The 24,604-nt window shown below is 71.0% G+C and carries 21 protein-coding genes; 15 read left to right on the plus strand and 6 right to left on the minus strand.

Going from position 1 to position 24,604, the window contains the following annotated elements; translation table 11 throughout:
* Nucleotides 1-30: 30 nt before the first annotated feature.
* From EV190_RS17970 to EV190_RS17980, 3 genes are all read left to right on the plus strand, one after another.
* Nucleotides 31-636 carry a hypothetical protein gene (locus tag EV190_RS17970; RefSeq protein WP_133742755.1) on the plus strand — a complete coding sequence of 202 codons (606 nt, stop codon included), beginning with the start codon at nt 31-33 and terminating at the stop codon, nt 634-636.
* 334 nt (nt 637-970) lie between these two features.
* Complete coding sequence (locus tag EV190_RS17975) at nt 971-1,624, plus strand: hypothetical protein (RefSeq protein ID WP_133742756.1); 654 nt, start codon at nt 971-973, stop codon at nt 1,622-1,624.
* A gap of 106 nt (nt 1,625-1,730) precedes the next feature.
* The gene (locus EV190_RS17980) at nt 1,731-2,606 is read left to right on the plus strand and encodes a hypothetical protein (protein ID WP_133742757.1); all 876 of its coding nucleotides are present in this window, start codon (nt 1,731-1,733) and stop codon (nt 2,604-2,606) included.
* A 7-nt stretch (nt 2,607-2,613) separates the two neighbouring features.
* On the opposite strand, the gene EV190_RS17985 is transcribed toward EV190_RS17980, so the two are convergent.
* Together EV190_RS17985 and lexA are read right to left on the minus strand one after the other, a co-directional pair.
* A complete protein-coding gene (locus EV190_RS17985; protein ID WP_133742758.1) occupies nt 2,614-3,666 on the minus strand; it encodes an alpha/beta hydrolase family protein in 1,053 nt (350 codons plus the stop codon).
* Between the two features lie 103 nt (nt 3,667-3,769).
* Nucleotides 3,770-4,537: a transcriptional repressor LexA gene (gene lexA, locus EV190_RS17990; protein ID WP_133742759.1), complete on the minus strand. Its 768-nt coding sequence runs from the start codon at nt 4,535-4,537 to the stop codon at nt 3,770-3,772.
* A 257-nt stretch (nt 4,538-4,794) separates the two neighbouring features.
* Here lexA and EV190_RS17995 point away from each other — a divergent pair, with 257 nt between their 5' ends.
* The 7 genes from EV190_RS17995 to EV190_RS18025 all read left to right on the plus strand — a co-directional run bounded on the left by EV190_RS17995 (nt 4,795) and on the right by EV190_RS18025 (nt 13,382).
* Complete coding sequence (locus EV190_RS17995; protein ID WP_133742760.1) at nt 4,795-5,358, plus strand: LysM peptidoglycan-binding domain-containing protein; 564 nt, start codon at nt 4,795-4,797, stop codon at nt 5,356-5,358.
* 217 nt (nt 5,359-5,575) lie between these two features.
* Complete coding sequence (gene nrdR, locus EV190_RS18000) at nt 5,576-6,046, plus strand: transcriptional regulator NrdR (protein WP_133742761.1); 471 nt, start codon at nt 5,576-5,578, stop codon at nt 6,044-6,046.
* Between the two features lie 107 nt (nt 6,047-6,153).
* Nucleotides 6,154-8,979, plus strand: a complete 2,826-nt coding sequence (locus EV190_RS18005; RefSeq protein ID WP_133742762.1) for a vitamin B12-dependent ribonucleotide reductase — start codon at nt 6,154-6,156, stop codon at nt 8,977-8,979.
* A 383-nt stretch (nt 8,980-9,362) separates the two neighbouring features.
* Entirely contained in the window at nt 9,363-9,581 is a 219-nt protein-coding gene (locus EV190_RS24155) for a hypothetical protein (RefSeq protein WP_243742649.1), read from the plus strand.
* Nucleotides 9,582-9,856: 275 nt separating this feature from the next.
* A complete protein-coding gene (locus tag EV190_RS24160; protein WP_243742650.1) occupies nt 9,857-10,003 on the plus strand; it encodes a hypothetical protein in 147 nt (48 codons plus the stop codon).
* A 223-nt stretch (nt 10,004-10,226) separates the two neighbouring features.
* Nucleotides 10,227-11,927 carry an SPFH domain-containing protein gene (locus tag EV190_RS18020; RefSeq protein WP_133742764.1) on the plus strand — a complete coding sequence of 567 codons (1,701 nt, stop codon included), beginning with the start codon at nt 10,227-10,229 and terminating at the stop codon, nt 11,925-11,927.
* Nucleotides 11,928-13,382 carry an SPFH domain-containing protein gene (locus EV190_RS18025; protein ID WP_133742765.1) on the plus strand — a complete coding sequence of 485 codons (1,455 nt, stop codon included), beginning with the start codon at nt 11,928-11,930 and terminating at the stop codon, nt 13,380-13,382. It begins immediately after the preceding gene.
* Between the two features lie 147 nt (nt 13,383-13,529).
* Here EV190_RS18025 and EV190_RS18030 read toward each other — a convergent pair whose 3' ends face one another.
* Both EV190_RS18030 and EV190_RS18035 read right to left on the minus strand, forming a co-directional pair.
* Nucleotides 13,530-13,721, minus strand: a complete 192-nt coding sequence (locus tag EV190_RS18030) for a hypothetical protein (protein WP_133742766.1) — start codon at nt 13,719-13,721, stop codon at nt 13,530-13,532.
* A gap of 91 nt (nt 13,722-13,812) precedes the next feature.
* Nucleotides 13,813-14,502, minus strand: coding sequence for a hypothetical protein (locus EV190_RS18035; RefSeq protein ID WP_133742767.1), 690 nt, complete (start codon nt 14,500-14,502; stop codon nt 13,813-13,815).
* Nucleotides 14,503-14,720: 218 nt separating this feature from the next.
* On the opposite strand from EV190_RS18035, the gene EV190_RS18040 reads away from it, so the two are divergent.
* The 4 genes from EV190_RS18040 to EV190_RS18055 all read left to right on the plus strand — a co-directional run bounded on the left by EV190_RS18040 (nt 14,721) and on the right by EV190_RS18055 (nt 19,671).
* A complete protein-coding gene (locus EV190_RS18040) occupies nt 14,721-15,410 on the plus strand; it encodes a ribonuclease HII (RefSeq protein ID WP_133742768.1) in 690 nt (229 codons plus the stop codon).
* Between the two features lie 216 nt (nt 15,411-15,626).
* Nucleotides 15,627-18,029, plus strand: a complete 2,403-nt coding sequence (locus EV190_RS18045; RefSeq protein ID WP_133742769.1) for an AAA family ATPase — start codon at nt 15,627-15,629, stop codon at nt 18,027-18,029.
* Between the two features lie 104 nt (nt 18,030-18,133).
* Nucleotides 18,134-18,895, plus strand: a complete 762-nt coding sequence (locus tag EV190_RS18050) for a nucleotidyltransferase family protein (RefSeq protein WP_133742770.1) — start codon at nt 18,134-18,136, stop codon at nt 18,893-18,895.
* Nucleotides 18,892-19,671 (plus strand): tyrosine-protein phosphatase, encoded by a 780-nt coding sequence (locus EV190_RS18055; protein ID WP_243742651.1) that lies wholly within the window; start codon nt 18,892-18,894, stop codon nt 19,669-19,671. The genes EV190_RS18050 and EV190_RS18055 overlap by 4 nt, the downstream gene beginning before the upstream one ends.
* Before the next feature lie 45 nt (nt 19,672-19,716).
* On the opposite strand, the gene EV190_RS18060 is transcribed toward EV190_RS18055, so the two are convergent.
* Nucleotides 19,717-21,261, minus strand: a complete 1,545-nt coding sequence (locus tag EV190_RS18060) for a hypothetical protein (RefSeq protein ID WP_133742810.1) — start codon at nt 21,259-21,261, stop codon at nt 19,717-19,719.
* A gap of 176 nt (nt 21,262-21,437) precedes the next feature.
* On the minus strand, nt 21,438-21,689 hold the full coding sequence (locus EV190_RS24165) for a hypothetical protein (protein WP_133742771.1): 252 nt from the start codon (nt 21,687-21,689) through the stop codon (nt 21,438-21,440).
* Between the two features lie 673 nt (nt 21,690-22,362).
* Between EV190_RS24165 and EV190_RS18070 the strand changes: the two genes are divergently transcribed.
* On the plus strand, nt 22,363-24,441 hold the full coding sequence (locus tag EV190_RS18070; RefSeq protein WP_133742772.1) for a SpoIIE family protein phosphatase: 2,079 nt from the start codon (nt 22,363-22,365) through the stop codon (nt 24,439-24,441).
* Nucleotides 24,442-24,604 lie beyond the last annotated feature (163 nt).

Consider the following 24,604-nt stretch of genomic DNA (forward strand, 5'->3'; position numbering starts at 1 on the left):
TGAGCGGCCCAAAGGACGGGACGGACGAGCATGATCGAGGCTGGACGGCGGCGCGGCCCCCTGGTCTGGCTGGCGGCGGCGGGCGGGTTCGCCGCGGTGACCGCGGCCGCGATCACCGGCGGCCTGCTGTGGGGCGAGCGCGGCCCCGCGGCCTCCGCCGCTCCCGACGACGCGCACGCCACCGCGCCCGCCTGCGCCGAGCTCCCGGCCGGGGCCGTCGAGGCGGCGGTCCCCTCCGGGGTGCTGGAGACCGACACCACCGGCCCGCTGCCCGGAGCGGCCTCGGGTTCGTGCGCCTGGTCCTCGGTGGACGTGCCCGGCGCAGAGCCCAGGGTGCTCACCGTCGACTTCCGCGTCCACTACAGCGACGGGGGCGGTGAGGAGAGCGGGGAGGCGCGGGCCCGCGAGGAACTGGGCGACCTGGCCCGCGTGAGCGAGGCGGACGCGGCGGTCCCGCTGCCCTCCCTGGGAGAGGACGCCCTGGTGCGCCAGGGAGCGGTCGAGCCCGGCGCGGCGGAGGCGCTCTTCCGGGACGGCAACCTCGTGGTCCGCGTCTGGTACGGCGGCCCGGCCGACGACCAGGCCCGCGACGGCGCGATCGCGGTCGCCCGGGAGTTGGCCGCGGCACTCCGGTAGGGCGCGCCCTCGAAGGGCTCCTGGGGCGGAGGGGGTTTCCTGCCGCTCCTGCTCCATGTGACGTCTGGTTTGTGGGTGCTTTCCGTCGGTGCCACGATGCGGCCGTCCGGAACGGACGCACCCGGACGTCGGCGTCGGGACCGCTCAGGGCCGTTCCTCCTTTTGGTCGCGCCGGTCGGGAACCTTATGGCCGAAACCGGCTTCTTATCTGTCGAGCCGTGTCAATCGGGTAACCGGCGCCCCTTTTGGGACGTGTCGACCAGGTTGGCTAGTAGCGTTGATTCGTTACCGGGAGCGCTTCACCAGCGCGCGAAGACAGCCAGGGGAGCAATCCATGACCCATCCGCCGCCCTTCGGGGGGACCGCCACCCCGTTGGACGCACCCCCCGAGAGCAGACGCGGCTGCGCCACGGCCGTCCTGGTCAGCGCGGCGCTCGTCCTGGTGCTCCTGGGCGGCGGCGGGGTCGGGCTCTTCGTCTGGCTCGGCGGTTCCGGTGGCGACTACGACGCGGCCCCCGACTGCGCGGTCGCCGAGGGCGAGGCCCTCGGCGAACTGGTCAAGGGGAACCGGCCCGACCTCGCCGATTCCATCGACACCCAGGGCCAGGGGTGGTGGGACGGGAACCAGTGCCGTTGGACCACCACCGAGGAGTCCGCCGGAATGCCCTCCAGCGTGAGCGTGGTGTTCATCCGCAGCGGAAACCGCCTGGGCGTCGCCGGGGAGACCGCGGCCCGGACCGACCTGGAGCGCGAGCCCTCGGGAAACGACACCAGCGCGGTCGAGGACCTCGGAGACGAGGCCGTCCGCTGGTACGACGCGAACACCCTGCACGGCTGCGTGGCGGTGCGGATGTCCAACCTCATGATCTCCACCTGCTACGAGGCCAGCACCGACTTCGCCGCGACCCGGGAGATTCCCGAGGACGAGGCGACCGAAGGCGCCCTGACCATGGCACGCGACATCGTGGCCTCCCTCGAAGGGAGCTGACCGTGCCGCTCCGCATGCGGCCGGCCCGCTCCACCACGGGGACGCCGACCGCGTCCAGTACCGACCACCGCGGTCTTTCCGCCCTTACTCCTGACAGAGGACTCTCATGACCCAGCCCCCCAGCGGCCCCCAGCCGCCGTACGGTTCCCAGCCCCCCAGCGGCCCCCAGCCGCCGTACGGCTCCCAGCCGTACCCCCCGCAGGACGGTGGCGCCGGAGCCCAGCAGCCCTACGGGCAGCAGTACGCCCAGCCGTACGGGCAGCAGCCCGGCTACGGGGCCGGCGGCCCGGGCTACCAGCAGCCCCAGCCCGAGAAGGGCAACGGCTGCCTCATCGCCGGAATCATCGCGGCGGCCGTCGCCGTCCTGGCCACGGCCGGCCTCGTCGTGCTGTTCCTCGTCGTGCTCGACGAGGAGGAGGCGCCCGATCCCGGTCCCGGCACCGCTGCCGAGAGCCCCGAGGGCGGGGAGACGACGGAGCAGACGCCCCAGAGCGGTCCCTACACGGTGCTCCCGGAGTGCGCTGTCGGGGAGCACGGGGAGCTGAGCACGTTCGTGCCCGACTACCGGGCGGACATCAACGAGCCCATCGACACCGACGACCAGGCCTGGTGGGAGGGCACCAGCTGCAGCTGGACGAACGCCGGGGTGACCGGTGACGGCGACTACGCCACCCTGACGATCCTGCTCAACGACGTCGAGGCCCTGCAGGACGGCACGTACTCGATCTCCGACGACCTGGACTGGCACTCCGAGTCGTACCTGACCGAGACGGTTCCGGGCCTCGGGGAAGACGCCGTGTCCTGGTACGACAGCGAGAACGAGTTCGGCTGCGTCGCCGCGTACGACGAGAACCTCTCCTTCTCCGCCTGCTACGACACGCTCAGCGGCGGCGAGCCCCTGCCCGAGGCCGAGGCGATCGCCAACGCCGAGCAGCTGGCCCGCGCCTCCCTTGAGGCGATCCAGAACGGCGACTACCGCTGAGCCCTGCTCAGTAGTCGGCCAGGAAGCGGCTGACGGCCTCGGCCGCCTCGGGGGAGAAGGGCCGGTCCTCGTCCAGGACCGGCGCCCCCGGGGCGGTGGAGGTCTCCCGGAAGACGTGGTCGGCGTCCTCGACGTCCACACGCTCGACGCCGTCGAGGGCGGCGGCGAGGCGGTCCACCTCGGCCCCGGTCACCTGCGAGTCCGCCGTCCCCCACAGCATCAGGGTCCGGGTCCCCTCGGGAAGGCCGGCCGCGAGGTCGACCGGGTCCAGCCGGTCGATCTCGCGTAGGAACGGCTCCACGCCCGGGTAGAACAGCCCGCTCAACGGGTTCTCCGGGTCAAGGCCGGTGTCGTGGCCCGCGCGGATCCGCGCGATGGAGGCCCGGCTGTCGCTCATGAAGCCGTTGACCTCACCGGCGTCCAACTGGCCCTGGCTCTCGGCGAGCCGGGCCTGCTCGGTCAGCTGCCGGTCCAGCACGTCGAGGTAGCGCTCGCCCACCGGGGCGGCCAGGATCAGCGCGCCGGGGGCGGGGCCCGCGACGACCTCGGGGGCGCGCAGCGCGAAAAGGCTGCCCTCGCTGTGCCCCAGCACGATCAGCCGGGCCGGGTCGACCTCGGGCTGGGCGAGGAGCTCAGCGTAGGCGGCGGCCATCTCCTCCTCGAACACCCCCATGCCGATCGGGTCGCCCTCGGATCGGCCGGCCATCCCGGTCTCGCCCGATCCCAGCTTGTCGTAGCGCAGTGAGGCGACGCCGGCGTCGGCCAGGGCCGCGGCGAAGTTGAGGTTGGTGTCGGCGTAGGGCCGCATCGGCCCGTTGCCGTCGCGGTCGGTGGGCCCGCTCCCCGAGATGATGAGCGCGGCGGGCACCCTCCCGGTGGTTCCTTCGGGAACGGCGAACGTGCCGAAGAGCGTGTCGGGGCCGCTGGTGAACTCCACCTCGCGTTCGGTCGCGGCGATGGCGGGGGGCTCGGTCGCGGGCTCGGGTCCCGCGCAGGCGGAGGAGAGCAGGAGCGCGGCGCACGCGGCGGGTGCGCCGAGCGCTCGGGCGAGAGAAGGCATGTTCCCTACCGTATTGGGCCCCGTCCGGCGGTGCTCCGCAGGACGCGTACGGGCCCGCGATCCGGTGGGGATCACGGGCCCGTACCAAACCGAGGCGAAGTCGTTACACCTTGCGCAGAACCGCGACGACCTTGCCGAGGATGGTCGCCGAGTCGCCGTTGATGGGCCGGTAGTCGCCGTTGCGGGGGAGCAGCCACACGTGGTCGCCGTCGCGCTTGAAGACCTTGACGGTGGCCTCGTCGTCCAGCAGCGCGGCCACGATGTCGCCGTTGTTCGCGTCGGGCTGCTGGCGGACAACCACCAGGTCACCATTGGTGATGGCGGCGTCGATCATCGAGTCGCCGACGACGGTGAGCATGAACAGCTTGCCCTCGCCGACGATCTGGCGGGGCAGTGTGAGGACGTCCTCGACGGCTTCCTCGGCCAGGATCGGTCCGCCCGCGGCGATGCGTCCGACGACCGGGACGTCGGCCGCGCGGGACGCGGCCGGCCCCCGGTCGCCGTCCAACTCGTCCCAGGACCGGACCGGCGGTTGGCCGGGAATGCGTATTTCGACCGCTCGTGGGCGATTCGGGTCGCGGTGGAGGTACCCCTTGCGTTGCAACACCTTGAGTTGGTGCGCGACACTGGAGGGGCTGGACAGTCCTACCGCGTCACCGATCTCTCGGATGGACGGAGGGTATCCGCGTTGCCGCACGTAGCGGTGGATGACGTTCAGGACGCTCTGCTGACGGGCCGTGAGTTTCGGGGCCGTGTCTGCCTTATCCGCGGGGGACTGCGTGGCACCAGACTCCGTGCGGGTGGATCGGAGCGCGGAAACGGCCTTCCCCCCCGCGCGAGGTTCCTGCGCTCCGTGGTTCTCCTCCGGCACGTCCGGCCTCCTCGGCGGTCGGTGATCTCGGGTGTGGTGCTGTTGGCTTGATGTGACGCCGATACTTGTTCCGTACGGTGTAGCACGACGGTGTGACATGAGTGACGCCGCCGCTATACCGCAGCGAAACATGTCCAACGTTAGTCCCTGCTCAAGGCAATATCAAACAAGCGTTCGAGATGGTGCTGAAAAATTCCCTGGAATGCGGTAGTAGTCGAACGTCGGTTCTAGCGAACGGAAGTTCGAAGGGGAAGACGATGTCAGAACCCGCCCTGCCGCTCGCCCCCGTGCCCCCCGCCCCCCGATCCTTCTGGCGCCCCGAGACGACCGCGCAGGCCCGCGGCGCGGGCTCCAGGCCGAGCCTCTACGACTGGTCCCGGGAGATCCCCGAGTGGCGCGCCCGTTCCGCTCGCACCGCCGGCCGGCCGTGTCCGGTCCTCGCGGGCCTCCCGGACCTCGGCGCCGCCGTCCCCGCGAAGCCGGTCCGCTCGGCCCTCGGCGGTCCGCCGCGGTTGACCCGCCGCGGCCGCGTGGTCCTGGTCTCCCTTCTGGGATCGGCCGCCGCCACCTCCTTCGTCTTCGTTGCGCTGGCCGCCATGGCGATGGGCGCCTCCAGTGCCGGAGCCTCCACCGAGAGCTTCTTCCAGCTGCCCGAATCCCCCACGGTCGTCGTGGGAGAGGGCGATACGCTGTGGGAGATCGCCGAACGGGCGCGCCCCTTCGAGGACCCGCGCAAGACCGTGGACGAGATCGTCGAGATCAACGAACTCCCGGGACCGGTGCTCAAGCCCGGACAGGAACTCCTGCTGCCCGCCTCCTGACATCCGGAGGCCGCGGACACCACGACGCGGACCGGGACGCCAGACGCGTCCCGGTCCGCGTCGTCGTGTCCGTCCGGCGATGTCCGGCCCGGCTGCCTGGCGATTTGCGACTTGATCGGCTCGGTCATAGGTTAACCACTACATCTGGTGCCTGCATTGGCGATCCGGTCCACAATTTGTGGTTTTGGCGACATTCGAGTAGGAGGGGCGAGCGGACATGCGTTGTCCCTTCTGTCAGAACCAGGACACCCGGGTGATCGACAGCCGCGCCGCGGAAGAGGGCGCGGCGATCCGCCGCCGCCGCTCGTGCCCGGCGTGCGAGCGGCGGTTCACCACGCAGGAGACGGTGCTGCTGATGGTGGCCAAGCGGTCCGGCGTCACCGAGCCCTTCTCCCGGAGCAAGATCATCGCGGGAGTGCGCCGGGCGTGCCAGGGCCGTCCGGTCACCGAGGACGCGCTGGCGGTCCTCGGGCAGCGGGTCGAGGAGGCCGTCCGCGGACGAGGCGCGGCCGAGGTTCCCGCGCACGAGATCGGACTGGCCATCCTGGGGCCGCTGCGGGAGCTCGACGAGGTCGCCTACCTGCGCTTCGCGAGCGTCTACCGCAGCTTCGAGTCCGTGGAGGACTTCGAGCACGAGATCGCGGGCCTGAGGGCGGACCGGATCGCCTCGCGCGAACCGGGCGAGTAGCGTCCGGAGCGTCGCGTCCGGCGGTCGGGGACGAGAGGCGCCGCGGGCACGGAACAGACGGGCCTGCAGGGCGCGGACTGGGTACACATCCACACAGGGGAAGCGAAATGACTGAGACGGTGAGCGGCTCTACCACGCGCAGGGGAAAGGGGGCCCGAAAAGGGCTGAAGATGCGGCGCGTCTTCACCTCGCCCGGAGCGCACCCCTATGACGGGGTCGAGTGGGAGCGCCGGGACGTCGTCATGACGAACTGGCGCGACGGCTCGGTCAACTTCGAGCAGCGCGGTGTCGAGTTCCCCGCCTCCTGGTCGATGAACGCCACCCAGATCGTCGCCAGCAAGTACTTCCGCGGCGCGCTGGGCACCTCTCAGCGCGAGTGGAGTCTCAAGCAGCTCGTCGACCGGGTCGTGGGCAAGTACACCGAGACCGGCCGCGAGCAGGGCTACTTCGCCTCCGACGAGGACGCCGAGGTCTTCGACCACGAGCTCAAGCACGCCCTCGTCCACCAGCTGTTCAGCTTCAACTCGCCGGTCTGGTTCAACGTCGGCACCGCATCGAAGCAGCAGGTCAGCGCGTGCTTCATCCTCTCCGTGGACGACACCATGGAGTCGATCCTGGACTGGTACAAGGAAGAGGGGATCATCTTCAAGGGCGGCTCCGGCGCGGGGGTGAACCTCTCGCGGATCCGCTCCAGCAAGGAGCTGCTCTCCTCCGGCGGCGCCGCCTCCGGGCCGGTCTCGTTCATGCGCGGCGCAGACGCCTCGGCCGGGACCATCAAGTCCGGCGGCGCCACCCGGCGCGCGGCCAAGATGGTCGTCCTGGACGTGGACCACCCCGACATCGAGGAGTTCGTGCAGGCCAAGGCGCGCGAGGAGCACAAGATCCGCGCCCTGCGCGACGCGGGCTTCGACGTGGACCTGGGCGGCGCCGACATCGTCAGCGTCCAGTACCAGAACGCCAACAACTCCGTGCGCGTCTCGGACGCCTTCATGCGCGCGGTGGAGACCGGCTCGGACTTCGGCCTGACCTCCAGGATGACCGGCGAGGTCATCGCCACGGTGGACGCCAAGAAGCTCTTCCGCGACATGGCCACGGCCGCCTGGGAGTGCGCCGACCCCGGCATCCAGTACGACGGCACCATCCAGGACTGGCACACCAACCCCGAGTCCGGCCGGATCAGCGCGAGCAACCCGTGCAGTGAGTACATGTCGCTGGACGACTCCTCCTGCAACCTGGCCTCCATCAACCTGATGAAGTTCCTGGCCGACGACAACTCCTTCGACGTGGAGCGGTTCGAGAGGCTCACCGAGCTGATCATCACGGCGATGGACATCTCCATCACCTTCGCCGACTTCCCCACCGAGAAGATCGGCGAGACCACCCGGGCCTACCGCCAGCTCGGCATCGGCTACGCCAACCTGGGCGCCCTGCTGATGGCCACCGGACACGCCTACGACTCCGACGGCGGCCGCGCCGTCGCGGCGGCCGTCACCTCCCTGATGACCGGCACCGCCTACCGGCGCAGCGCCGAACTGGCCGGGGTGGTCGGCCCCTACGACGGCTACGCCAAGAACGCCGACGCCCACAAGCGCGTCATGCGCAAGCACGCCGCGGCCAACGACGACCTGCGCGTCGTCGGGGCGATGGAGAAGCCCATCCACCAGGCCGCCACCCGCGCCTGGCAGGAGGGCCTCGGGATCGGCGAGAAGAACGGCTGGCGCAACGCCCAGGCGTCGCTCCTGGCCCCCACCGGAACCATCGGCTTCATGATGGACTGCGACACCACCGGCATCGAACCGGACTTCTCGCTGGTCAAGTTCAAGAAGCTGGTCGGCGGCGGATCCATGCAGATCGTCAACCAGGGCGTCCCCCGGGCGCTGCGCAACCTCGGGTACCACGACGAGCAGGTCGAGGCGATCGTCGAGTACGTGTCCGAGCACGGCCACGTGGTGGACGCGCCGGGGCTCAAGAGCGAGCACTACGAGGTCTTCGACTGCGCGATGGGCAAGCGCTACATCAAGCCCATGGGCCACGTGGAGATGATGGCGGCGGTCCAGCCGTTCCTGTCCGGGGCGATCTCCAAGACCGTGAACGTCCCCGAAGAGGCCACCGTCGAGGACTTCGAGCACATCTACTTCCAGGGCTGGAAGCTGGGGCTCAAGGCGCTCGCGGTGTACCGGGACAACTGCAAGGTCGGCCAGCCGCTGTCCACCGGCAAGTCCGAGGAGAAGAAGGAGCCGGCGGCCGCGCCCGAGCCCAAGGTGATCGAGACCAACCGCCCGGTCCGGCGCCGGCTGCCCAAGAAGCGGCCGAGCCAGACGGTGTCCTTCGCCGTCGGCGGCGCCGAGGGGTACATCACCGCCGGGTCCTACCCCGACGACGGCCTCGGCGAGGTCTTCATGAAGCTGGGCAAGCAGGGGTCGACCCTGGCCGGGATCATGGACGCCTTCTCCATCGCGATCTCCATCGCCCTGCAGTACGGGGTGCCGCTGGAGACCTACGTCGAGAAGTTCACCAACATGCGGTTCGAGCCGGCCGGGATGACCGACGACCCCGACATCCGGATGGCCCAGTCGGTGGTGGACTACATCTTCCGCCGCCTGGCGCTGGACTACCTGCCCTACGAGGAGCGCGCGGCCCTGGGCGTGTTCTCCGCGGAGGAGCGCGCCGGCCAGGTCTCGGGCGAGGACTCCACCCAGGTCGCGGCCCAGGTCGAGTCCTACGCCCAGTCCGCCCCGGTCACCGAGGGCGAGGCCGGGAGCGGGGCCGGGGCCGCTCCGGCCGGGACGGCGCACGACACCGTCGAGCTGATCGAGCTCAAGCAGGGCTTCGTCGCGGACGCCCCGCTGTGCGTCAACTGCGGGACCAAGATGCGCCCGTCGGGCAGCTGCTACGCCTGCGAGGGCTGCGGCTCGACCAGCGGCTGCAGCTAGTCGCGGACGCCCGTCCCCGAGAGGGCGGTTCCGGAGCGAGGGCCCGCTGTGCGGGCCCTCGCCTTCCGAGTCGGTGGACGACGTGCCGCCTCGACACGGTGTCGCCGCGGCTCCGCCAACAGTGAAAGTACGTGACGTACTTCTCCCTCGGTGGCAGGGTGGTGGTACGCCCCTGTGGAGGTATCGCCATGACGGCCGTGCACTATGACAGTTACACCGAAGCGCGCGCATCTCAAGGCGCTCCTGGACGCGGCGGAAAGAGGCCGGGTCGCCACGGTGCGCCGCGATTCGGCCAGAACCGCCGTGGTGGACGTCGAGAGGCTGCGCCACTATCTCGCAATGGTCAGCCCGTCCCGCGCGCAGGTGGTAGCCGAGGCCGGGGGATGGTCCGTCTTCGTCCCGGGTTTCCCGTTGCCGCGGACGGAGCGTCCTTCGACGGGGCGCTCACCGAAATGGTCGACGCCCTGCGGGAATACGCGGAGGACTGGCAGGACCGCCTGCTCGACGCGCCCAACCACCGCGAGAACTGGGGACTGGTCCAGCTGATCAGCCTCAGCAGCGATGAGCAGCTGCGGGACTGGCTGGTGAGGAAGGCGCGGTGACCTGGCCGCGACCCACACGCGAGGATCACCACCGTTTCTGTGAGGTGGAAGGATGGCGGCCGGTGCGCGATGCCCGTGGTCGTACGGGCACTCATCACATCACTTACCAGTCGGATCTACCGGACGGTCGGATCCTGGGGACCCGGGTGTCCCGGCCCGCGGATCGAACCGACTACGGCAGGCGTATGTGGGCGCCTGTCCTCCGGGACCAACTCGACGTCGACGAAGCCGCGTTCTGGGCGTGTGTCCGGGACGGAACCGCTCCTGACCGAGGAGTGCCCGTCCCGCCTGCGGACGCCCTGCCCGCCGACCTGGTCCACCTGCTGATCTCCAGGCTCGGTCTCCGCGAGACCGAGGTCGCGGGGATGAGCAGGGAGGAGGCGGTCGGCAGGCTCCAACGGCACTGGTCGGGGGGCGGTTGAGCCGGAGAGCCCGGGAAACGAGGGCGGGAGGGGTGCCCCTCCCGCCCTTTCCGCTGTCGGAGGGAGGCGGACGGGCAACGGACGTCCGTTTTCGGGCCCTCCAAATGTCCGTATTGGTGTGGGAGGATTCCAGGACTTCCGGCCAGGGGCGACGGAACCGCGGCTCGGCGGGGCGCGTCCGACTGGCAGGCAATGAGTGCTGGAACGTAAGGAGTCCTCGCCTATGTCCTTTGCGCAGACCGTGCGCGGGGCCGCGAGCGCGGTCGCCCAGGGTGGCGATCCGCGCCAGGCGGTCACCGACGCCGTCGGACGGGCCACGAACGAGTTCGGGCTCGACCCGGGCGACTTCCTGGCCGCACGCGACCAGGGTGCCTCGGTGGGCACCCGGATCGAGCAGCAGACCTCCTCGCTGAACAGCGCGGGCGAGGTCCTGAACCGGAGCAAGTTCGAGCAGGACCGGGGCGGGCCGGTGCACGTCATCTCGCCGATGGTGATCCCGCGCGGGCGCACCGCCGCGGCGATGCTCCCCGTGATCCTGCTGGTGGTCCTGGGCGTGCTCGGCACGGCCTTCACGTGGCTGATCCCCGGAGCCACGATGATGTTCTTCGGACCGCACTACTGGGTGCTGGTCGCGCTCATCGCGGCCTTCCTGTGGTGGCGCCAGGGCATGGTCATGGTCCCCGACGGCTGCCAGGCGCTGATCACCAAGTTCGGCAAGCTGGAGCAGGTCGTCGGCCCGGGCCGGGTCACCCTGTTCAACCCGTGGAAGCGGGTCTCCTACATCGTCAACACGACCCGGGAGTACCCGTTCAACGCGCCGATCCGCGAGGCGCCGACCAAGAGCGGCGTCCAGGCCTCGGTGGACCTGTTCCTGCAGTTCCGGATCGAGCACCCGCAGGAGTTCATCTTCACGCTGGGCGCGGTGCAGGGCTTCCAGGACAAGCTGAACAACGCCATCAGCGAGACCACCCGGAGCCTCATCTACGACCAGCAGGCGTCGGACATCTACGACCTGGTGGGCGAGAACACCGCCCGGCTGCTGGACCAGCTCAACCAGCAGTTCCTCCCCGCGGTGCGGCTGACCAACGCCAACATCACGCACGCCGAGCCGTCCAGCCAGGAGTACCGCATGGACCTGGCGGCCCCCGAGATGGTGCGGGTGGCCAAGGAGGCCTACACGTACGAGTACCAGCTCCAGCTGCGCAAGGAGCAGAACGAGGGCGACCTCAACAAGGAGCTCGCCTCCCTGAACGAGACGCTCTCGGCGATCCAGGCCGACATCGCCCAGTACCAGGCGCAGATGGACACGGCCCTGGAGCGCGAGACCAACCGGGCCAACGCGCTGGCCCGCCAGCGCTTCGTCGAGGCCGAGAGCACCGCGCAGGCCAACGCCGCGCTGCTGGAGGCGCAGGCGCTGGACATCAGGGCGGTCAGCGCCGCCGACGCGCCCGAGATCCTCAACTACCGCTTCCAGCAGGACCTGCTGGACAAGCTGGAGTCGGTGGCGGACAGCCTGCCCCAGGTGGTGCAGATCGGCGACGGCGCCGAGAGCATCAACTTCCTGGAGGTGGCCCGCCAGATCATCGGCAGCACCGACGAGGAGCTGTTCTCCGACCAGGACATGGCGGCCGTCCGCGCGCGGCTGTCCGAGATCGAGGCGCGCATCCTCTCCCGGGAGGCCGAGATCACCGCGCTGCTGGAGGAGGAGGACGGGGCGCCCGACCGGTCCGAGCACGACGAGGACCCCGGCGCGGACCGGATCGAGGAGATCCGCCAGTCGGTCTCGGACGAGGCCATCGACCAGCGGCTCAACGAGGCGGCGGAGCAGTCCGCCTCCCAGGCGCAGGCGGAACCCCCGCAGCCGTGGCCCGACGCGCCGACCCGGAGCGGTCAGGCCGGACCCTACGAGCAGGGAGGACAGTAGATGAGCCAGCCGGTACCCGGCCGCGGTTCCTCCAACATCAAGGAGTCGCTCGCCTCGTGGGGCGACATCGCCCAGCTGCTGCGCGGCGGTGACCAGGGCTCCCTGGTCCCCGTCGTCATCCCCAAGGACAGCCGCGGCCTCAAGTGGATGACCCTGGTCTGGATCGGGCTGTACCTGATCCTGACCGCGCTCGTCTCGGTGCTGGTGGCGGACGGCGTCATGGGCGCGATCGTCGCGGTCCCGGCGCTGCTGTTCGGCGTCGTCGCCATGCTGCTGGCGCTGCTGTGGTGGTGGCGCTCGGCCATCGTGGAGATCGAGCAGGGCACCACCGGGGTGCTCACCAAGTTCGGCGCCGTGGTCGACGAGCTCGGCCCGGGGCGGCACTACCTGTGGCACCCGTGGACGCGGGTGGACTTCGTGGTGGACACCTCGACCGAGATCCCCTACAACGCTCCTGTGCTGGCCTGCCCGACCAAGGAGAACGTGCCGCTCAAGTCGATCGAGTTCTTCCTCAAGTTCAAGATCACGAACGCGGTCTCCTTCGTGCGCGCCATCGGCGCCAGCAACTTCGACCTGGTGCTGTCCAACGCGGTGCAGGACGCCATCCGCCAGCGCAGCCGCATGGTGCAGACCGAGAACGCCTACGACCTGCGCGGCTCGGACGTCGCCGACATGCAGACGCTGCTGAACCGCCAGCTCAGCCGGTACGGCGTGCAGATCATGGGCTGCAACATCCCCGACGTGCAGCTGCCCAACCAGTACCAGCAGCACCTGTCCACCCGCGAGCGGGTGGCCAAGGAGCTGGTCGCCTACGAGCAGGAGTGGGAGCTCACCCGCAAGCGCCGCATCGACACGCTCCTGATGGACATCGAGCGGTCCAAGAAGACCCGCGACGCCAAGATCGTCGAGGTCAGCGCGGCCCTGAACCGGGCCCGCAAGGACGTCGCGCAGATGCTGGAGGAGCAGGAGACCGAGGCGCAGCGGGTGCGCTACGAGATCGAGACGCAGGGCCGGGCCGACCTGGTGGCCGCCACCAACGAGGCCACCGCCCAGCGCCGGCTCGCCACCTCCTACCGTGACAACCGCGCGATGCTCCAGTACGAGCTGGCCCGTCGCAGGCTGGACGTGGGGGCCAAGCTCGCCGAGCACGCGCCGCCCCCGGTGGTGGTGCGCACCGACTCGGGGTCGGGGGACACCTCGGCGCTGTCGACGCTGCTGCTCGCGCAGCTGCTGCCCGGGATCGGGGACCGGCGCTCGCGGGGCGGGGCCGACGGCGGCAGGGCCGCTCTCGCGGGCGGTGCCGCGGACGCGTTCCAGCAGGCCCAGGGCGCGGTGGCCGCCGCGGCCCAGCGCCAGCAGGAGCTTCAGGAGCAGTACGCCGACGACCAGCGCCAGGCGATGCAGCAGCAGTTCCAGCAGGGGGAGGGGTACGGCGGCCGCAAGGGTCGCCGCTGATCCCCGCCGGACACGATGAGGGGGCCGCCCGTGCCGGGCGGCCCCCTCATCCCTGCTCGTCCCTGCGGTTTCCCCGTTGATCTTGACCTTTCCGGGGTCTCGGAGACGGCTGAGACCCCGGAAAGGTCAAGATCAACGGGATGCGCCCTAGGCGACGCGCACCAGATCCCGGTAGCCCGAGTCGATGTCCACACCGTGGCGGGCGGCGATCTCCACCAGGTCCTCGATCTCCCCGGCCTGGGTGATGGCCAGGTCGCCGTCGCCGTTCCGGCGGGCGCGGCGCAGTGACTCCACCGCGTCGTAGATCCGCAGGTGCAGGGTGCGCATGAATTCGGTCATCTCGTAATCCCCTGTTCGTGCCGCCCGCCAATGACCCCTCAGGTCTATCGGTAGGAGGTTAAGGGAGGGTGAGGGGACGGCCGACGGACGGTCAGTAGTTCGTCCAGGAGTACCAGTCGCCGGAGATGTGCTCGTAGACGAAGTTTCCGTGGCCGGGCACGAACACGTCGGTCGGCAGCGTTTCAGGGCTGTAGGCCAGTCCGGAGTCCTTGAGCAGTCCCGCGCCCTCGACGGTGAACAGGGTGACGCCCTCCTGGACGGCGGCCGTCTTGAGGGGGTAGAAGCCCGCCCACTCGCCGTCCAGCGGGACGTCGGCGGAGCCGTCCACGGTCTCGCGCACGCTCAGCAGGTCCGAGGCCGAGGCGTCGACCCTGGCCTGCAGGGGGACGTCGGTGAGGGACAGGACGACGGCGGCGAGCGCGATCAGCGGCGGGGTGAGCCAGCGCAGCCAGTGGTAGCGGATCACCGACCGGGCCGTGGTCAGCGCGATGCCCAGGCGCAGGGCGCCCATCGCGGCCAGGACCGCGCCGCCGCCCATGCCCAGCAGGAAGCTGGGCAGGTGGCCGCCCGGCACGCTGTCCTCGTAGAGCAGGACCAGGGCGACGATGGCGCAGCTGGGCAGGTAGAGGGCTCCCGGTGGACGGGAGGCCCAGGAGATGAGCCGCTGTGCGGGGGACGGCTTGGGCGCGATGGCGATGAGCTTGGCGACCGAGTCCTCCCCCGTCCGCGGCGGTCCGCCGTTCGGCGGAGGGCCACTGGGTCCGGGATTGGCTGCGGACATGAGGAGAGAGCTCCCAACGAAGAAGAGACGCTCGGATGGTGTCTTGGCGGGCGGCCGCTTCCGTGGCGCGGCACCGCCTCACAGGGAAGGAGGCCCGCGCCCGGCAGAGGCCCGCCTCTCAGGATAGAGGAGCGGCGGAGCGTGTTCGGGCCGCTTCGTCGAAGCGTCGCGCACACCACGGGCCCCCGGACGTCCCGGCCACCACTACCCTTGGCCGAATGGCGAAGGCATCGGCATCCGTCCCCCCGCCCACCGACGAACTGGAGCGCGAGCTCGCGGCGGCCGGGGCGCGGCTCGTCGCGGGCGTCGACGAGGTGGGGCGCGGGGCCTGGGCGGGGCCGGTCCTGGTGTGCGCGGCGGTCACCGACGGCTCACCGGCGCCCGAAGGGCTCACCGACTCCAAGAGGCTCAGCCCCAAGCGCCGCGTCGCCATGGCGGACCTGGTCCGCCCCTGGGTGCGAGACCACGCGTTCGGGCAGGCGGAGCCCGGTGAGATCGACGAGTTCGGGATGACCGAGGCGCTGCGGCTGGCGGCCGGCCGCGCCCTGGCCGGTCTCGCGAAGCGGCCCGACGCGGTCATCCTGGACGGCAAGCACGACTACCTCGGTCGGCCCTGGGCGGTGCGCACCCAGGTCAAGGCGGACCTGACCTGCGTCAGCGTCGCGGCGGCCTCGGTCCTGGCGAAGGTGCGCCGGGACGCCGCGATGGCCGCGCTGGACGCCGAGCACCCGGGCTACGGGTTCGACACCGCCGCGGGGTATCCGTCCCCGGCGCACCGGGCCGCGCTCGCCGAGCACGGCCCCACCCCGCACCACCGGATGTCCTGGTCCTACCTCGACGACCTGCCCCGCTGGCGGCACCTGCGCGTGCGCCGCCCCGCGCCGGGCGGCCAGCTGAGCATCCTGTAGCCGGGCGGAACCCGGTGACCGGCCCGTCTTCCCGGCAGAAGGGATGAAGGGCCGTGTTCCCCGGCGGGGCAGCGGGAGGCGGGAGGGGGCGGTCCGCGCGCGACACGCGGAGCGCTCCTTACGAAACCCGCACCGCAACCGGCAGTATGGGACGGGACCAGGTCGAGCGAACGCAAGCCGGATGCATCGGGTCGTACCACGAAGGGGGCAGCCAAATTGGGTCGTGGGAACGGACCCCGGGTCGCACAGCGGCCCAAGGCGTCCTCGCTGGAGAGGCTGCGCACCGCCTACTACCGCGTCCCCTTCCGGTCCAGGCTCCTGGCCGGGGTCGGAACGGTCACCGTGGCGGCCGTGGCGGCCTTCGTGGTGGACGTCCCGGTCATGGGGGCCGTCGCGGTCACGGTGGTGATCCTCGGGCTCCTGGCCGCGCTGATGCGGTCGGCCGCGGCCGTGGCCACCGCCGCGGTCTGCGTGGTGTGGGCGGTCCTGGCCTACGCGTTGTTCCTCATCCCGCTGGGCGGCGACCCCGTTCTGCTGGTGCTGCCGTTCCTGCCGCCGCTGGTGTCGCTCGCCGCCACCAGGATCACCGCGTTCCCCGTCTGGCACACCACCCTGCTGGCGCTGCTGGTCGGCTTGATCCTGGGGTTCGGGGTGGCGCTGGCCGGGATGGTCACCGACGCGGTCCCGCCGGGGACGGGGGTGGCCGTCACCGCCGCGGCCGCCGGGGCCGCGCTGCTGTGGCGCGCGGTGGCCGGGCGCCGGCTCGCCAAGGAGATGAGCCGCTACCAGCCGAACCGCGCCGCCGTCCCGGAGCAGCGCGGCACGCCTCCCGACCGGCTGCGCTCGCGGGGGGGACGCGACGGCGGCCCCAGGGGGGAGGCCGACAGCGCCGAGCCGGTCCCGGTGGACGAGGCGCTGGCCGAACTCGAGAGCATGATCGGCCTGGACCCGGTCAAGCAGCAGGTCCGCGCGATCGCCGCCTCCATCGAGGCGGCCCGGCTGCGCGCGGACGCCGGGTACAGCGTGGACAAGCCGCTGCGCCACCTGGTGTTCTCCGGGCCGCCGGGAACCGGGAAGACCAGCGTCGCGCGCACCCTGGCCACGATCTTCCACTCCTTCGGGCTGCTGCCGTCGGCGCGCGTGGTGGAGGCCCAGCGCGCGGACCTGGTGGGGGAGTACCTGGGCGCCACGGCCATCAAGACCAACGAGCTGGTGGACCGGGCGCTGGGCGGAGTGCTGTTCATCGACGAGGCGTACGCGCTGGTCAACGACGGGGACGGGCAGCCCGACCGGTTCGGCAACGAGGCCGTGCAGACGCTGCTGAAGCGGGCCGAGGACGACCGCGACCAGCTGGTCGTCATCCTCGCCGGGTACGAGGACGAGATGGACCGCTTCCTGGCCTCCAACCCAGGCCTGGCCTCGCGCTTCGCCACCCGTATCACCTTTCCCAGCTACACCCCCGACGAGCTCCGGCGCATCGCCGAGGCGTTGTTCGCCCAGCGCGGCGACATCCTGGAGGCGGAGGCCGCCCCGGCGCTGCGGCTGCGCCTGGACCAGGTGGCCCAGCGGGGCGCCGTCGACGAGCTCGGCAACGGCCGGTTCGCCCGGTCCCTGGTGGAGAAGGCGGCCGAGGCCCGTGACGTGCGGGTGGTCACCCGGGGCGAGACCGGGAAGCGGCCCGGGGCCGAGGACCTGGTGACGGTGCGCCGGGCCGATATCGCCGCCGCCTACGACGCCCTCACCCGCCGCCTGCCCGGATTCGCGAAGACGCCCGACGTGACCGAGGCGCTGGCCGAACTGGACGCGATGATCGGCCTGGACCCGGTCAAACAGCAGGTCAAGGCGATCGCCGCGCAGCTGCAGGTGGCCAGGCTCCGCGAGGGGCAGGGGCTGCGCGCCCAGCCGCCGATGCGGCACTTCGTCTTCGTCGGCCCGCCGGGGACCGGTAAGACGACGGTCGCGCGCATCCTGGGCCGGGTCTTCGCCTCCCTGGGGCTGCTCAACCGGCCGGACGTGGTCGAGGCGGGCCGCGCGGACCTGGTAGGCGAGCACCTGGGAGCGACGGCGGTCAAGACCAACAAGCTGGTGGACCGGGCGCTGGGCGGCGTCCTGTTCATCGACGAGGCGTACGCGCTGGCCAACCCGGGGTACAGCGGTGGCGACGCGTTCGGTTCGGAGGCGATCCAGACGCTGCTCAAGCGGGCCGAGGACGACCGCTCCCGGCTGGTCATCGTGCTCGCCGGCTACCCGGCCGACATGGACCGCTTCCTGGGCAGCAACGCGGGGCTGTCCTCGCGCTTCAACGTGCGGGTGGCCTTCCCCAGCTACTCTCCCGACGAGCTCACCGAGATCGCCGAACGGGTGGCCGCGGGGGCCGGAGACTCCTTCGACGGGGAGGCGCGCGAGGACCTGCGCCGCATCTTCGGCTACGTCTGCGACGAGGGGTGGATCGACGAGTTCGGCAACGGCCGGTTCGCCCGGTCGCTGTTCGAGAAGGCGTGCTCCCAGCGGGACCTGCGGGTGTCCGAGGACCTGGGCGAGGGCGCCAGCGCAGCCGAGCTCACCACGATCACCAGCGCGGACCTGCGCGGCGCGTACGCGGAGATCACCCAGAGGTAGCGGGCCCGGCCGGTTCCCCGTAGGGGACAAATCAGGGTGGGCCGGCGAGGAAAGCCCCTGAGGACGGGGGTGCGGGGAAGGCCGCCCCTGCTAGGGTCCGGCTCATGAGTCGTTCCAGCGAACCCATTCGCCAGGCCGTCATCCTCGCCGGGGGGCAGGCGACCCGCCTCCGCCCCTACACCGACACCCGCCCCAAGGCGATGGTCGAGGTCGCCGACCGGCCGATCATCGACTACCAGTTGGAATGGCTCGGTCGGCACGGAGTGGAGCACGTGGTGGTCTCCTGCGGCTACAAGGCCGAGGTACTGCGCGAACACCTCTCGGCGCGCGCCCAGGGCCCGGAGGTCACGCTCCTGGTCGAGGACGAGCCGCTGGGCCGCGGCGGCGCGCTGCGGTTCGCGGCCTCGGGGCTCAGGGACGCCGGCGCCGCCTACTTCGCCCTCAACGGCGACGTCCTGACCTGGTTCCCGCTGGACGAGTTCACCGCCTACCACCGGGACAAGGGCGGCCTGATCACCCTGGCGCTGGCCCAGTACCGAACCAGCTGGGGCATCGTGGACGTCACCGACAGCGGCCTGATCGAGGGCTTCACGCAGAGCCCGCTGCTGCCGTTCTGGATCAACGCGGGCGTCTACGTCTTCGAGCCGGAGGCCACCCCGCTGCTGCCGGTCAAGGGGGACCACGAGTCCAGCACCTTCCCGGACCTGGCCGGTCGGGGAAAGCTGTTCGGCTACCGGATCGACGGTTTCTGGCGGGGCGTGGACACCGTCAAGGACGTCAAGGAGGCCGGCGAGCAGATCCCCGAACTCCTGGACGGAACCCTGGGCGCCCCCGCGTCCGGAGGGTCGGTATCGTCGCGTCCGTGACTGGACGTGAGCCGGTGCTCGGCACCGCACCCAACTTCCGCGACCTCGCCGGGTCGACGGCGGGCGGCGGCGCGCGGGTGCGCCGCGGTCTGCTGTACCGCGCGGACTCGCTGGCCCGGCTGGACGACGACGACTTCACCATCCTGTCGGGCCTCGGACTCAGGCAGGTGGTGGACCTGCGGACCGTGTTCGAGCGGGAGCGCGGCGTGGACCGGGTGCCCGACGGGGCGGAGTACGTGGTCCTGGACGTGCAGAGGAACCACTCCACCGGCGCCGACCTCGCGGCGATCCTGTCGGACCCCGACCGGGCCCGCGCGGTCCTGGCCGACGACGGGGCCGAGCGGTTCATGCTCGAGGTGAACCGGATGCTGGTCGGCACCCGGGACGCGTGCGCCGCGTACCGGAAGCTCGTCGAGCGCGCCGCGTACGGGCCGCTGCCGCTGGTCTTCCACTGCAGTGCGGGCAAGGACCGGACCGGATGGGGAGCGGCCCTGCTGCTGGGCCTGCTGGGCGTGCCCAAGGACGACGTCCTGGAGGACTACCTGGCCAGCAACGCCAGGCTCGGCGGGCTGATGGACTGGATCATGGAGCTGGTCGGCGGTCAGGGCCTGGACCCGGCGACGGTCCGGCCGATGATCGAGGTGCGCCCCGAGTACCTGGAGGCCGCCTACGCCGAGATCGACTCGGTCTACGGCGGCTTCGACGGTTACGTGGCCGAGGGCCTGCGCCTGGACCCCGCGACCGTCGACGCCCTGCGCGAGCGGCTGCTCCACTGAGCCGCCCGCCGGTTGTGCGGGGCCCGGACCCCGCACCCCGGGCGGTCAGAGCTCGTCGAGACCCTTGATCAGGGCGGACTCGTCCTCGGTGTCGCCGAGGACGCCCAGCAGCGTCTCCAGGACCGCGGACCGGGTGTGCCCGCGGTCGAGCAGCCGCTGGACCGCGCGCCACAGGTTGGGAGGGTCGCCCTTCCACAGCCGTTCGGCCAGCCGCTCGTGTGCGGCCAGGGCCTCCTCGTCGACCGGGTCGAGGATCTCCTCGGCCGGCTCGGGGACAGCGCTGTGCCGACCCCTGGTCCGGGGCGGGACGTCGTACGCGTCGAAGTGGTCCAGCCGCAGCAGCGCGCGCCGCCCGGCCGCGGTCGTGGGGTCGAACCCGTCCTCGTCCAGCCCCGTCGTCACGTCCACCAGCGGGAAGGCGAACATCCGGCGGGGCAGCGCGGACAGGTCCCCGTCGGGCAGCAACCGGTTCAGCACCTCGCGGCGCAGCCCGAACGTGGACGAGGGGTCCCAGTAGGACTCGGTGAACACGGCCGTGGCCTCCCACACCGCGTCGACCGTCGCGTGCAGCGCGATCTCGGGCAGGCCCTGGAACGGCCCGGCCCAGCGGATCCACGCGGCCAGGACGTGCGGCATCGCCTCCTGCTCCTCGGGCAGCAGCACCACCCGCCGCGGCAGCCACTCCAGCATGAACGTCTCCACCTTGCGCGGGCTCACCCGCAGCGGGCGGCCGAAGTCGGCGTCGCAGCCGTAGTCGATGATGTGCTCGGCGCAGCGTCCGGCGGCGTAGCTGTCGGACAGGTCGGCGGCGGCGTCAGAGGCGAGGAAGCGCGCGGCCAGGGTGGCGCGGCGGTCCCGCCGCCACGATCCCGCCCTGCCCGGCTCCTCCCGGGGCAGCACGCGTGCCCGCGCGCGGATGAACGCCAGCAGCGAGGTCAGGGCGCGGCCCGGTTCGTACCCCGGGTCCTCCTCCGCGGTGGCGGCCACCAGCCGGTCGGTCCGTTCGATCGCCGCGTTCAGCAGGGTGTGCGCCCGCTCGAGGGAGAGCGGGGCGAAGGACGCCATCGGGTTGGCGTCGGCCTCCTCGGTGCAGTGCCGCAGCAGCCGGTCGACCTTGGTACTGACCCACGCGTCGCGCAGGATGCCTCCGGAGTTGTGGTCGATGACGGTGATCAGCGCGTGCTCGGTGTCCTCGGCGTCGTAGTCGCGCTCGTAGCGGTAGGTGCACACGAGTTCGTCGGTGTCGCCGAACCTGGACCGGGACACGTAGGCCTCGACGGGGCGGGCGGTGTTGGGGGAGGACGCCCACCGGGGACGGGCGATACCGCGCTCCACCAGTTCTCGCGCGCCGCGTCCGGCCTTCATCCGGTGCCGGTGGCTGGCGCCCAGAGAGGCGACGCCGGTGAGAAGGGCCAGCGCCGCGGGGGTGGCGTCGCGGCGGGCGTAGTCGAGCAGGCCTTCGCCGATCAGGCGGTTGGCGTCGATCCCGTGGACGCGCGGCCCCTGCCAGGAGCCCAGGAGTTCACTGACGACGAGCTCGGCGTCGAGCGCGTGCCGCATCGCCAGCAGGGCCCGGGACGTGCGCAGCATCCCGGCGAACACCTCGTCGGGCGGCGGCGCGGAGCCCGGTTCGAGAGGAGGGGACGGTAGTGACACCCAACGAGGGTATGACAAGGCATGTGGAAGCCAGGGCGATTCGGCCGGGTCGCGCGGTTCGGGCTCGCGGCCGGGCCCGCCCCGTCGGCCAGGGGCGGGCCAGGCCGGGTTCAGCTCAAGCGGTCATGGTCGCCTGGACGGGGCCGTGCCGCGGACGGGGGTTCGGATTTGACCAGTGCCCGGAGGTGCTCCCGGGCGACGCGTTCGACGAGACGGGGAGTGACCTCGAACCCGAGATGCTCGGCGCATCTCCAGGTGTCGGTGACGCAGCGCTCCACCGACCGCTGCGGAAGCGACTTGAACTCCATTCGCAATCGAATGATTACTCTCTGTAAGTCGACGGGCTGATAGGTCCTGAGCATCCGCGCACGCCCCCTCTGGAATCGGCCTCGACGGTGACCACCATCCATTTCACAACGTCGAAACAGGGTGTCAAGGCCTGACTGCACAGGTCTTACTCTGCCTTTGTGTCACCATGGGTGCTTCCAGGCCGTTTCGTGCCCCGGACGCGATCGAAGTGTGCTCTTCGGCGGAGCCGCGTCCGTTCCGGGGGGTGGTGGAGAGGCGGGGGAAGGAGAAAGGACGTGTTTCGGTTTTCGGTCGGATCCGAATCCGCTGCCGAGCGCGTCCCCAATGGGGCGTTCATCCTGGTGAAGGTGCGGTTTTCCAGGAAAGAGATGACCGAAATGGTCGAACCTTCCATATCCTGGTGAGTTAACGCATATTATTTACTTTCCGCGAGCGCCGTGGGCCGGACGCCTCGGCCGGACCGGCGTGATCAGGCCGTGGTGTCCTATGCTGAGGCGGTGCGGTGGCAGGCGAGAGCGCAGTCCGGTCCGGTCCCCGGCGCCAGGCGGTCTCCCGTCCGGACCGTGCGGAACGAGGGGATGGTCACCGCGATCGCCGGCCGGACGCGTGCGTGGTCGGACGTATGCAGTGCTTCCGGCATATGCGGTGGCCGCCGGCGCGCCGTATGCGTTCAACAGTCATAAATCCCCCTATGGCCACGGGGAAAGGACCCCGGAGGTGTCACCGATGAGCACCGAGACGTCCGTTCCGTTTCCCCGGGTCGCCCCCATGAACCCAGTCGACGCCGCACTACTGGAGACCCTTCTCAAAGAGGCGCCGATCGGCTTCGCCTTCTTCACCCCTGATCTGTGCTTCCAGCGCGTCAACCGCACACTCGCGACCATCTACGCCCGCTCCGCCGTCGACTGCCACGGCCGAACCCCGTCGGAGGTGCTGGACCCCTCCGACGCCGCTGCCCACGAGAGCGCGCTCTCGGCGGTCCTGGCGGGGGAGCCGGTGGTCTACAGCGACCACCACCTCATCGGCGGAACACCGCACCAGCCCGACGACGACCGGCACTGGGCGATGTCGTGGTTCCCGGCCTACGGAATCGAGGGCGACATCACCGGAGCAGCGTTGATCGCCGTGGACATCAGCGAGCGCCACAAGGCGGAGCTGACCCTGCGCCGCAGCGAGGAGCGCTACCGCGCGCTGCTCAAGGCCGGCAACCAGATCGTCTGGGCCGCCGCGCCGGACGGGCGCACGCACGAGGACTGCCGCGAGTGGCGCTCCCTCACCGGCCAGTCCGAACAGGAGTACCTGGACGGCGGGTGGCTCGCCGCGGTGCATCCCGACGATCGCGAGCGGGCCAGGCTCGCCTGGGGCGACGCCGTCGAGGACGGTACGCCCTTCGAGGCCACCCTCCGGATCCGGGTCCGCTCGGGCGAGTACCGGTACTACCGCTCCCACGCGGTACCGCTGCTGCGCGGCGAGCAGGTGCTGGAGTGGGTCGGCACGCACGCCGACGTCACCAACCAGCACAACACCGCGGAGGTGCGCCAGCGCCTGACCCAGCAGCTGGAGAAGGCCGCGATGCGCACGGTCCGGCTGCAGAAGGCCACCGCCGACCTCGCCGAGGCGCTCACGGTCGACCAGGTCGTGCACGTCATGACCCAGATCGGGGACACCGCGGTCGGGGTCTACCGCACCGCGGTCGCGCAGCTCGACCGGGAGCGGCTCCGCCTGCACGTGCTCAACCCCGAGAGCATCCCCGACGTGCCCGGGGCCCCGCCCCGCGAGATGGGGCTGGAGTTCCTCAGCACGATGACCCTGGCGGTCCGGCAGGGGAAGCCGGTCATCGCGGGTTCGCCCGAGGCGCTGCTGGAGCTGCTGGACGAGCACGAGAACGCCGCGGCCTACCTCCGGCACGCGGACGAGCGGGCGTGGGTGGCGCTGCCGCTGATGAGCGCCGGGCGTCCGATCGGGGCGCTGCGGTTCTCCTTCCAGGAGCCCCGCGAGGTCTCCGAGGACGAGAAGACCTTCCTGGAGGCCCTGGCCGGGCAGTGCGCCCTGGCCCTGGAGCGCGCGCTGCTGTACGAGCGCGAGCACAGCACCGCCGAGGCCCTGCAGAAGAGCCTGCTGCCCGAGGACCTGCCCGAGGTGCAGGGCATCCGGCTCGCCAAGCTCTACAACCCCGGCACCAAGTACGTGCAGGTCGGCGGCGACTGGTACGACGCGTTCCGGCTGCCCGACGGCAGGATCTCGGGGGTGCTGGGCGACGTCATGGGCAAGGGGATCAAGGCCGCGACCGGTATGAGCCGGGTGCGCAACGCCCTGCGCGCCCTGGCCTTCAGCATGCCCGAGCCGGCCGACGTGCTCACCGGTCTGGACAACATGTTCGGGGCCACCGAGAGCGACGACCAGATCACCACGCTGATCTACTTCGTCCTGGAGCCCGGGAGCGGGCACGGCTACCTCGCCAACGCGGGGCACCTCCCGCCGCTGCTCATCGCCCCGGACGGGGAGCCCTCACTGCTGGAGACCGACCCCTCGACCCCGCTGGGGATGCCCCTTCCCAGAGAGCACCACAAATTTTTCGTCCCACCCGGTAACACCCTCGTGCTCTACTCCGATGGACTAGTAGAGAACCGCAGGCGTTCCGCGGGAGCGGGTCTCGAGGAACTTGTTACCGTAGCGTCGCAAGCACCGGCGGAGGTGGTGGGCGATCCACAGAAAATCCTGAAGTACCTTGTGGAGAGGATGCTCGCGGGGTATGAGCAGGATGACGACGTAACCCTGCTCGCCGTTCACGTTCCCGCAGCGTGAGCCCGAACCGCGCGAGCAGTCAGCAGTGCGAAGAACCCGTCCGCCTTGTCTAAGGTGGGAAAAGATCCACAGTGGTCCCCGCTCCGCGCGGGGATGATCCGAACCCGTCCATTGAACGTTTCAACCGCGAACCTGTCGGGTCTGCGGTGAAAATCTTAGTGGG

The organism is Actinorugispora endophytica (assembly GCF_004363075.1).
Lineage (GTDB): Bacteria > Actinomycetota > Actinomycetes > Streptosporangiales > Streptosporangiaceae > Actinorugispora > Actinorugispora endophytica.

Coding starts and splice junctions, on each gene's coding strand:
- EV190_RS17970 (WP_133742755.1), top strand. CDS start 31: ATGATCGAGGCTGGACGGCGGCGCGGCCCCCTGGTCTGGCTGGCGGCG.
- EV190_RS17975 (WP_133742756.1), top strand. CDS start 971: ATGACCCATCCGCCGCCCTTCGGGGGGACCGCCACCCCGTTGGACGCA.
- EV190_RS17980 (WP_133742757.1), top strand. CDS start 1,731: ATGACCCAGCCCCCCAGCGGCCCCCAGCCGCCGTACGGTTCCCAGCCC.
- EV190_RS17985 (WP_133742758.1), bottom strand. CDS start 3,666: ATGCCTTCTCTCGCCCGAGCGCTCGGCGCACCCGCCGCGTGCGCCGCG.
- EV190_RS17995 (WP_133742760.1), top strand. CDS start 4,795: ATGTCAGAACCCGCCCTGCCGCTCGCCCCCGTGCCCCCCGCCCCCCGA.
- nrdR (WP_133742761.1), top strand. CDS start 5,576: ATGCGTTGTCCCTTCTGTCAGAACCAGGACACCCGGGTGATCGACAGC.
- EV190_RS18005 (WP_133742762.1), top strand. CDS start 6,154: ATGACTGAGACGGTGAGCGGCTCTACCACGCGCAGGGGAAAGGGGGCC.
- EV190_RS24155 (WP_243742649.1), top strand. CDS start 9,363: ATGGTCCGTCTTCGTCCCGGGTTTCCCGTTGCCGCGGACGGAGCGTCC.
- EV190_RS18020 (WP_133742764.1), top strand. CDS start 10,227: ATGTCCTTTGCGCAGACCGTGCGCGGGGCCGCGAGCGCGGTCGCCCAG.
- EV190_RS18025 (WP_133742765.1), top strand. CDS start 11,928: ATGAGCCAGCCGGTACCCGGCCGCGGTTCCTCCAACATCAAGGAGTCG.
- EV190_RS18030 (WP_133742766.1), bottom strand. CDS start 13,721: ATGACCGAATTCATGCGCACCCTGCACCTGCGGATCTACGACGCGGTG.
- EV190_RS18035 (WP_133742767.1), bottom strand. CDS start 14,502: ATGTCCGCAGCCAATCCCGGACCCAGTGGCCCTCCGCCGAACGGCGGA.
- EV190_RS18040 (WP_133742768.1), top strand. CDS start 14,721: ATGGCGAAGGCATCGGCATCCGTCCCCCCGCCCACCGACGAACTGGAG.
- EV190_RS18050 (WP_133742770.1), top strand. CDS start 18,134: ATGAGTCGTTCCAGCGAACCCATTCGCCAGGCCGTCATCCTCGCCGGG.
- EV190_RS18060 (WP_133742810.1), bottom strand. CDS start 21,261: ATGCTGCGCACGTCCCGGGCCCTGCTGGCGATGCGGCACGCGCTCGAC.
- EV190_RS24165 (WP_133742771.1), bottom strand. CDS start 21,689: ATGCTCAGGACCTATCAGCCCGTCGACTTACAGAGAGTAATCATTCGA.
- EV190_RS18070 (WP_133742772.1), top strand. CDS start 22,363: ATGAGCACCGAGACGTCCGTTCCGTTTCCCCGGGTCGCCCCCATGAAC.